At 45.3% G+C, this 8796-nt stretch carries 5 protein-coding genes and 1 pseudogene; 3 read left to right on the top strand and 3 right to left on the bottom strand.

Annotated elements, in window-relative coordinates; genetic code table 11:
• Positions 1 to 56 precede the first annotated feature (56 nt).
• Both FJR05_RS27755 and FJR05_RS03365 read left to right on the top strand, forming a co-directional pair.
• Positions 57 to 137: pseudogene (locus FJR05_RS27755) on the top strand (HindVP family restriction endonuclease); the annotation flags it as partial.
• Complete coding sequence (locus FJR05_RS03365) at positions 137 to 1132, top strand: DNA cytosine methyltransferase (RefSeq protein WP_174783563.1); 996 nt, start codon at positions 137 to 139, stop codon at positions 1130 to 1132. The pseudogene FJR05_RS27755 and the gene FJR05_RS03365, both read left to right, overlap by 1 nt.
• A 23-nt stretch (positions 1133 to 1155) precedes the next feature.
• Here the strand turns inward: FJR05_RS03365 and FJR05_RS03360 are convergent, their stop codons facing one another.
• Complete coding sequence (locus FJR05_RS03360) at positions 1156 to 1701, bottom strand: GIY-YIG nuclease family protein (RefSeq protein WP_168642813.1); 546 nt, start codon at positions 1699 to 1701, stop codon at positions 1156 to 1158.
• A gap of 199 nt (positions 1702 to 1900) precedes the next feature.
• Here FJR05_RS03360 and FJR05_RS03355 point away from each other — a divergent pair, with 199 nt between their 5' ends.
• The gene (locus tag FJR05_RS03355; RefSeq protein WP_168642812.1) at positions 1901 to 2272 is read left to right on the top strand and encodes a hypothetical protein; all 372 of its coding nucleotides are present in this window, start codon (positions 1901 to 1903) and stop codon (positions 2270 to 2272) included.
• 53 nt (positions 2273 to 2325) lie between these two features.
• On the opposite strand, the gene FJR05_RS03350 is transcribed toward FJR05_RS03355, so the two are convergent.
• Positions 2326 to 6501, bottom strand: a complete 4176-nt coding sequence (locus tag FJR05_RS03350; protein WP_168642811.1) for a DNA-directed RNA polymerase subunit beta'' — start codon at positions 6499 to 6501, stop codon at positions 2326 to 2328.
• Positions 6502 to 6793: 292 nt separating this feature from the next.
• Positions 6794 to 8686 carry a DNA-directed RNA polymerase subunit gamma gene (locus FJR05_RS03345; protein WP_168642810.1) on the bottom strand — a complete coding sequence of 631 codons (1893 nt, stop codon included), beginning with the start codon at positions 8684 to 8686 and terminating at the stop codon, positions 6794 to 6796.
• Positions 8687 to 8796: the final 110 nt, after the last annotated feature.

The following is an 8796-nucleotide window of genomic DNA, read 5'->3' as shown; positions in this document are numbered from 1 at the left end:
CTCCTATCCCTGTTACTTCCTAATTCCTTTTTAGTGGGGGAGTGTGAACAGTTACCTTTTTAAGTCCCGAAAGAAGATTTGATGCTATTATTTTCAGCAATCCAGAAATTTTTGATGATAGTCTCAAGGGAATGTAATGAATATACAAATACAATCCTCTTCCTTAAAGGTCATAGATATATTTTCTGGTTGTGGTGGGTTATCACTAGGATTTCAAAATAGTGGATTTGAAATTGTTGCTGCTTTTGAAAACTGGAAATCTGCTATAAATGTTTATCAGCAAAACTTTGATCATCCAATTTTTGAATATGATTTGAGTCAGGTAAATAACGATTATTTAATATTTAAAGAATTATTACCAGATGTAATTATTGGTGGTCCACCGTGCCAAGATTTTTCTAGTGCTGGTAAGCGGAATGAAGATTTAGGGAGAGGAGATTTAAGTATTACATTTGCTGAAATAGTAGCTAATATTTCAAGTCAATGGTTTGTTTTAGAAAATGTAGAATTGTTTAGAAAATCTCACAAATATCAAGAGTTTAAGCAAATTCTTAAATCTGCTGGTTATGGTTTAACAGAAAAAGTATTAGATGCTAGTTTATGTGGTGTACCACAAAAGAGGAAGAGATTTTTCTGTATAGGAGAACTTGGTGGTAAAGATGATAATCTCAAGACTTATTTAGAAGCTAATTTATCTAAAAAACCGACGACTATTAGAGATTATTTAGGAAATAGTTTAGGAATTGAATATTATTATCGTCATCCTAGAAGTTATCAAAGAAGAGCAATTTTCAGTATTGATGAACCAAGTCCAACTATTCGAGGTGTGAATAGACCAATACCTAAAACTTATCAACAACACCCTGGAGATGTTGCACCATTAACACCTGATTTGCGTCCATTAACTACCCGTGAAAGAAGTTATCTTCAAACTTTTCCTGATAGTTTTATTTTTGCAGGTTCAAAAACAGATTTAGAACAGATGATTGGTAATGCTGTACCCGTTAAATTAGCAGAATATGTGGCTAAATGTTTGCTGATGTATATTCAAGATCAAAATAAATACCACATATCTAATGTGCGGAAAAACCTCGCCGTTACAGGCTTGGCGATGAAAAACTGTACCTCATAATAGCAAGAATTGCTGTATCATGTTCATTTTAAATCTAATAATCCTGTTTCTTTTAATTTTGGATTAAAGCGGATTTGAGTATTGACTCCCCGGTCTTTGAGAACTCCTAAAATTTCTTCTTCAACCCGCCGCGCCACATTTTTTAAAACCTTGCTTTTTCCTAATTCATCAATAGCGATATTTTGATAATTATTTTGTTCTTCTGGTGTCATTAATTCTTTCACATCTATAGAATTATTCCATTTTTGTTTATTTTCGATGTTAGGAAGATCAGGATTAGCATTTTCCGTAATCCAAGCACTTTCAATAGCTTCCAAAATTGTTCGATTAGGACGTTCTATAGTTTGTACCTTTACCCAATAACAATTTTGAGGTTGACGGACTAAGTGCTGCTTTAAACTTAGATAAATATCACGAGAATAGCCAACAAATTGCAAAATTTTATCCTGATTAAAAATCGCGTAAACTCCAATTTTTCCTTGAAAGGTGACTATGACTTCACCATCATTATCAATATAGGCATGATATTCCAAACTAGCTAGGGTTGGTAAGTTTATTTCTGTTGTCATAAATAAATTAAAAATTTGAAAAAGAGTGATGATTCATGAACCGAAAATTAAAAGTTATGTATAGCATCAAGAAATAATTAACCGCAGATGGAAGAAGATGGACACAGATAAACGCAGATAAATTTGTACTTCATCAGACGAGGAAAGGTTATATTGTAATCATAAACCAAAAAACTTTCGACCTTTTCACCATTATCAAATGAAATTACCTTTTTTAATCCTCACTTTTTTGTTATGTGAGTTCCTTGCTCATAAAAGTGTAAATGCTAAACCTCAAACAGTTTCTAATGTCGGAGTTGAACATAATCAATCAGCAGATTTAATCACCCAGCCAATCACAATTGACAGTTATTGGAATGGAATACCTCAAGTCAATCCTGAAGCGTATTTCAGTATCAGCAATCGAGAATGTAAAAAAGTAAATCCTCTTGATTACATCAAGAATCCAGAGTCTTTTTTGAAATTATGCCCCAATGCAAACAACCCAAATCGTAAACCTTATGATCCAGTTGAATATCTAAAAGTTCCTCCCCTAGATTCGGGAATTAAGATCAAGTTAGGTGATTTTTAATAATGGATAATGGATAATTATTCATTACCAATTATCCATTATTTAACTAGATTTTATTCATCGTCAAAATCATCATCGTCATCATCGTCATCTTCTTCCTCGAAATCATCGTCCTCTTCTATAACTAGGTCGTTAATTTCATCAGCAATTAAATCATCCTCATCGAGAAGCAGTCTTTCCCCTATCTTGCTACCAAATCCGCCGTCTCCCATCCCAGGTGCATCCAGGTTGTAGAGTTTCGCTGTCCGGTCATCTAGCACCATGTCCAATGGATCATCTACTTCGTCTAAGATGCCACTGCCCATATCTACCACGTAATCGTCAATTACCCCCGTTTCTTCGTAGGTGTTGTAGCCAGTCCCCGCCGGAATCAAGCGCCCAATGATCACGTTTTCCTTCAGTCCCCGCAACCAGTCCGATTTGCCTTCAATGGCAGCTTCTGTTAAGACTCTCGTGGTTTCTTGGAAAGAAGCAGCGGAGATGAAACTGTCGGTGTTCAGCGATGCTTTGGTAATCCCCAACAGCATGGGAGTGTATTCTGCCCTCGCCCCACCAGTAATGGCCATGGCTTCGTTCACCTGTTCCACCTGCCGCAGTTCCACCAATTCCCCCGGTAGCATGGTGGTGTCGCCACCGTCATCAATCCGCACCTTGTTGGTCATTTGCCGGACAATTACCTCAATGTGTTTGTCGGAAATGTCAATCCCTTGAGATTGGTACACCATCTGCACCTCGTTCACCAAAAAGGTTTGTACCTTCTGCAAAGCGTGGCTTGCACAGGCATAGACTCCATCCTCTGACCCCAAACTGAAGAATATCTCCAGAATCTCGTGGGGGTTGGAGGGTCCGTCGGTGAGGGGTTGTCCGGCTACAATGTGCGCCCCGTCGGGAACAATTAGGTTTTGTCCAGGTCCCAAGGGATAGTCGGTGACAGTGCCATTGGCTTCGACAATCTTGATGGCATAGGCTTCTCTCATGATGGATGTCACCTCATCCCCATCGCCATAGACAATCTTCACTTCCCCAGGACGACGGGCTAAAATACAAGCTTCCTTGGGTTTACGGGCTTCTAGCAGTTCCTCAATCCGGGGCAAACCTTGGATAATATCCCCAGTCTTGGCGCGTTCAAATACCAACAACACCAAATTATCACCCCGTTGCACCAAATCCCCATCTTCTACCTGTAACACCGCCCCCGGACTGACTCGGTAAGGACGACCAACTCGCAGAGTAATAGTGTGGGCTGACTTGTCCTTTGTCAGTTGTCCTTTGTCAGTTGTCAGTTGTCCGTTGTCCGTTGTCAGTTGTCCGTTGTCCGTTGTTTTGCCACTGACCACTGACGACTTGCCCTGAGCGGAGTCGAAGGGCTGACCACTGACGACTTCCACTACTTGCCCAGACTCAGCCGCAAATATCCCCGGAGCGATCGCACTCCCTTCCACTACCAAATCACCCTTACCGACAGTTGGCAAGACATTGGTATTCACAGTCACCAAATCATTGGCACGCAACACCAAACAACGGCGCACTGTTTCTGCCCCCTGTTGCACACCTCGGACTATCCCCCCTTCTTTACAGAGGATCTTCGTCCGGGCTACCACTGCCCCTGGTTCAATGGTCTCCCCATCCACCACTTCCAAATTAGTTTGGGTACTGCCTTGGGTCGCATCTGCCGTAATGTCTCGCCGCACCACCAAAGACTCTAAAATCACCAACTGCAATCTTTGAATCTCTGGATCTTCTGGGTCAGCAATCAGTTCAATGTCCGCCGCTAAAGGTGAACTGCCGTGTTCTCCTTCCGTCTCCTGCTCAATTTCCAAGACAATCTGTGTCCGTAGCAGTTCCACACCTTCCACCGACTTCACCCGTTCCGAATCCTTGTAGGGAATCCGTTGCACTGCCCGCAGTTGAATCGAGCGCCCGGTGTGCTGACTGACTGAAGTTGTCGCTGGCACATCAGGGTGAGTAGGCACAGCAAATTCCACTACTGGACGACTCAACAATCCAGGACCTTCGGGAGTTTCCACATACTGGACATAGCGCAATTCTGTGGCTACAGTTCCTTGTAGTTCCTCACCCGGTTGCAAGAACGTATTGTCATGGGCGATCGCTGCTTCTGGATCATCCACCATCAACAGTTCACCGGGTTTAATCACCACCTCTCGCAAAATGTCGTTCTTTTGGGTAACTTCCACTACCCCACCGGTTTGACAGAAGATGTCCTGGACTACTTCCGTCCCCGCTTCCACATACTGGACATCTTCTACCCGTAACAAAGAAATATCCTTATTCACCTCATGGGTTTCTTCCGGTATCCACAGCAGCGTTCCCCCCTGGACTACCTCATAGCCCAATTTGGCCTTACCTTTTTTCTGGACCTCCACTTCGGCAAATTTCAACAAGCCCCCAGTGGTTGTCCGGTACTGGTCATCAATCAATTCTGCTACTACTTGACCATTTTGTACCTTTGCCCCCGGAGTTGCCCGTAAATTAAACTCCGATATTGCCCCATTATCAGGATTGGTGGTGGTAATTAGGTAACTATTCCGCCCTTGGGAACTCTGAATCGTCACTGCTGCCTGATCCAACACCACCGAAGCGGTAATAATCTCAATTTCCCTAGTGGCTTTCCCTGGAATTGCTTCTGGTAAGCGCACCACACCCCCATGCACTGTGGTCAATTTGGTTTCGGCTAAGACCCCATTGGTCTCCACTGCATCGCCATTCTTGACCACCAATTCCGCCCCAGGCAGTAAATTATATACATCCCCCGACAGAATCCAAATCAATCCCCCTCTAGAGGCTGTGACAGTGGTGTTCCCCTGGCGGTCAGTTTTTTGTTCCGCCACCAAATCGGCAAATTTCACCTCCCCAGCCAAATCCGTCGCCACATCCTTGACGGCTTTTTCTGTATTGGTTCTGGTAGTTCTCCCCCCCAGTGCCACCTCCGCCACCAAATGATCTGCCAATACCTGTTGACCATTGTGGATATACAGAGTCGAACCTTGGGTAACGGCAATTTCCTGGCTTTCCCCCGTTCCCGACTTCTTATCGCCTTCAATGGTCAAAGTCCCATTGGCTTCTACATACAAAGCATCCTCACCATGTCGAGTCCGATAGGGACGGGTTTGTAACTTGCGGGGAATTTTCACCGTTCCTGACACCTGCGATCGCACCTGTTGGGCAACTTCCCCCGTGAATACACCCCCAGTGTGGAATGTCCGCATGGTCAACTGGGTTCCCGGTTCTCCAATACTTTGGGCGGCAATAATCCCCACAGCTTCACCCAAATCCACCATCTTGGCATGGGCCAAACTCCAGCCATAGCAGTGCTGACATACAGACCGCGCCGCCTCACAGGTCAAAGGACTGCGGACAGTCACCTTTTGGACACCGGCTTTTTGGATAGCGATCGCTAAATCATCATCAATCGGCGTATTCCGAGGAGCAATTATCTCCCCCGTCACCGGATGCACCACATCCTCACCGACCACCCGACCCATCAACCGCGTCGCCAATTTAATCAGGGTTTTATTCCCCTCCACCATTGCCCCAATCGTCAACCCGCGATTAGTTCCACAATCAAACTCCCGCACAATCACATCCTGGGACACATCCACCAACCGCCGGGTTAAGTACCCCGAATCCGCAGTCCGCAGCGCCGTATCCACCAACCCCTTCCGCGCCCCATAACTAGAAATAATATATTCTGTTACCGTCAACCCCTCACGGAAATTGGTCTTAATTGGTAAATCAATAATTTCCCCCTGGGGATCTGCCATCAGTCCCCGCATCCCCACCAACTGCCGCACCTGGGAAATATTTCCCCGCGCCCCGGAAAAAGCCATCATATACACAGAATTGAGGGGATTGGTTTTTTTGAAATGCACCACCACCTCATCCTTGAGCGCCTCTGAGGTACTGTTCCAAGTATCAATTACCTTTTGGAAACGTTCAACTTCCGTAATTTCCCCCCGTTGATAGCGTTCCTCCGTTGCCAAAATCTCTGTCTCTGCTGCCTCCAGTAGTTCCTTCTTAGAAGGAGGAATCATCAAATCATCCACACTAATAGATACACCTGCCTTGGTAGCATAGCGAAAACCCAACTCCTTGAGTTTATCCGCCATCACCGCCGTCCGCGCCGTTCCATAATGGGTAAAAGACCAGGAAATCAAGTCTCTTAATTTACCCTTGTTCACCACCAGATTGCGAAAAACTGCTTTAGTCATACGATTTTAGATTTTAGTTGTTAGTAGGAGGAGTCAGGAGTCAGGAGTCAGGAGTCAGGAGAAAGAAGGAGAATAAAGAATAAAGAATAAAGAAGAGGAGAAAGAGGAAAGAAGAGAATAAAGAAGGAAGAAGAGGAAAAAGAGAAGGGAGCAGGAAGCAGGGGAAAGGGGTATAAATTAATTAATTTACTTCTTCCTTCTTCTTCCTTCTTGCTCCTGACCGGGCGCAGACCCTGCGCCCCTACCTCCTTCTTCATTCTTCATTCTGACTCCTGACTCCTGACTCCTTTCTCTAGGCATCTATCGCTTCCTGAATCGCCTTGTTATAAATTGCCCTACCAGGAGTCGTATAAATGTACTGAGAAATCAGATTTCCCTGACCATCTTCTCGCACCCGGCGGAACTTATAGATCAGGGTGCGACTATTGAGTTTGCCCTTAGCATCCTTGTCCTCAATGATTTCCAAAGGTTCATTATCCGGTTCACCTGAATCAATTTCCCCATCAAACCGCACGTAAATATAGGCATGAAGCTCCACCTGCTGCGCCTCATAAGCCATAATTACATCATCCAAAGACGAGAAATACTTACCTGCCCCCTTCGTGGCATTGGGATTTTCCGCCGTCAGATAATATGCTCCCAAGACCATATCTTGGCTAGGAGTGACAATCGGTTTACCAGTTGCTGGTGACAAAATATTATTAGAAGCCAACATCAACAACCGTGCTTCTGCCTGACTCTCCAAAGACAACGGCACGTGAACCGCCATTTGGTCACCGTCAAAGTCAGCGTTAAAGGCCGGACAGACCAAAGGATGCAATTGAATTGCTCTTCCTTCCACCAAAATCGGTTCAAAAGCCTGAATCCCCAAGCGGTGCAGGGTTGGCGCTCGGTTTAACATCACCGGATGTCCCTCAATCACCTCTTCCAACACATCCCACACACTAGGATCATTGCGAGAAATCAGTTTCTTTGCCGCCTTGATATTATTCACCATCCCCGACCGAATCAACCGATTGATCACAAAGGGCTGAAACAACTCAATGGCCATTTCTCGCGGTAGTCCACACTGGTGAATCTTCAGCTTGGGACCGACCACAATTACCGATCGTCCCGAATAGTCCACCCGTTTCCCCAACAGGTTTTGCCGGAACCGTCCTTGTTTTCCCTCAATAATGTCCGACAAAGACTTCAGCGGGCGGTTATTAGCCCCCACCACCGTCCGTCCCCGACGACCATTATCAATCAAAGCATCCACCGCCTCTTGCAGCATCCGTTTCTCGTTGCGGACAATAATTTCCGGGGCAAGAATTTCCTGAAGCCTAGCCAAACGGTTGTTGCGGTTAATCACTCGCCGATACAAATCATTCAAATCGCTGGTAGCAAACCGTCCCCCATCCAACTGCACCATTGGGCGCAAATCTGGAGGAATCACAGGGATAATTTCCATCACCATCCATTCGGGCTTTGAACCGGTAGCGATGAAATTATCAATTACCCGGAGCCGTTTAATTAACTTCGCCCGTTTTTGTCCCTTGGCCTTCTCAATTTCTTCCCGCAGGGTTTCCGCCTCCTGCTCCAAATTAATATCCGCCAACAGCCGCAACAGAGCCTCAGCCCCAATGCCCACTTCCACACCCTCTAACTGGGAATCCTCACTGTAGATAGCATCCTCAATTTCTAGCCACTGGTCTTCGCTCAACAGTTGCTTGTAACTGAGAGTATCCGCGTTACCAGGAGCTAAAACACAGTAAGAATTGAAATAAACAATCTGCTCCACATCCCGCAGCGGCATATCCAGGAGAATGGCAATATAGCTAGGAATCCCCTTGAGATACCACACATGAGCCACCGGGGCAGCCAACTTAATAAAACCCATCCGGTGGCGACGGACGCGGGATTCTGTCACTTCTACACCACAGCGCTCGCACACAATCCCTCTATGGCGCACCCGTTTGTACTTACCGCAATGGCACTCCCAATCCTTAGCCGGACCAAAAATTCTTTCACAAAACAACCCATCCATTTCTGGCTTGAGAGTCCGGTAATTGATAGTTTCCGGCTTGGTAACTTCACCGACAAGTTGTCCATTAGGCAAGGTACGCTCACCCCATTGGCGGATGCGTTCTGGCGAAGCTATACCAATTTTTACGTAGTCAAATTGATTATTTTGGGGGGATCTCATGAGAATTAAAAATTTAAAAAAAACAGGAGTCAGGAGGGGGAGTAGAGGGAGGAGGGTTCCCCCGTTCCCGACTTCTTATCGCCTTCAATGGTCAAAGTCCCATTGGCTTC

The sequence above is a fragment of the Dolichospermum sp. UHCC 0259 genome (assembly GCF_009711935.1).
Lineage (GTDB): Bacteria > Cyanobacteriota > Cyanobacteriia > Cyanobacteriales > Nostocaceae > Dolichospermum.
The sequence above is the reverse complement of the archived record's forward strand: the minus strand, read 5'-3'. Positions and strand labels throughout refer to the sequence as shown.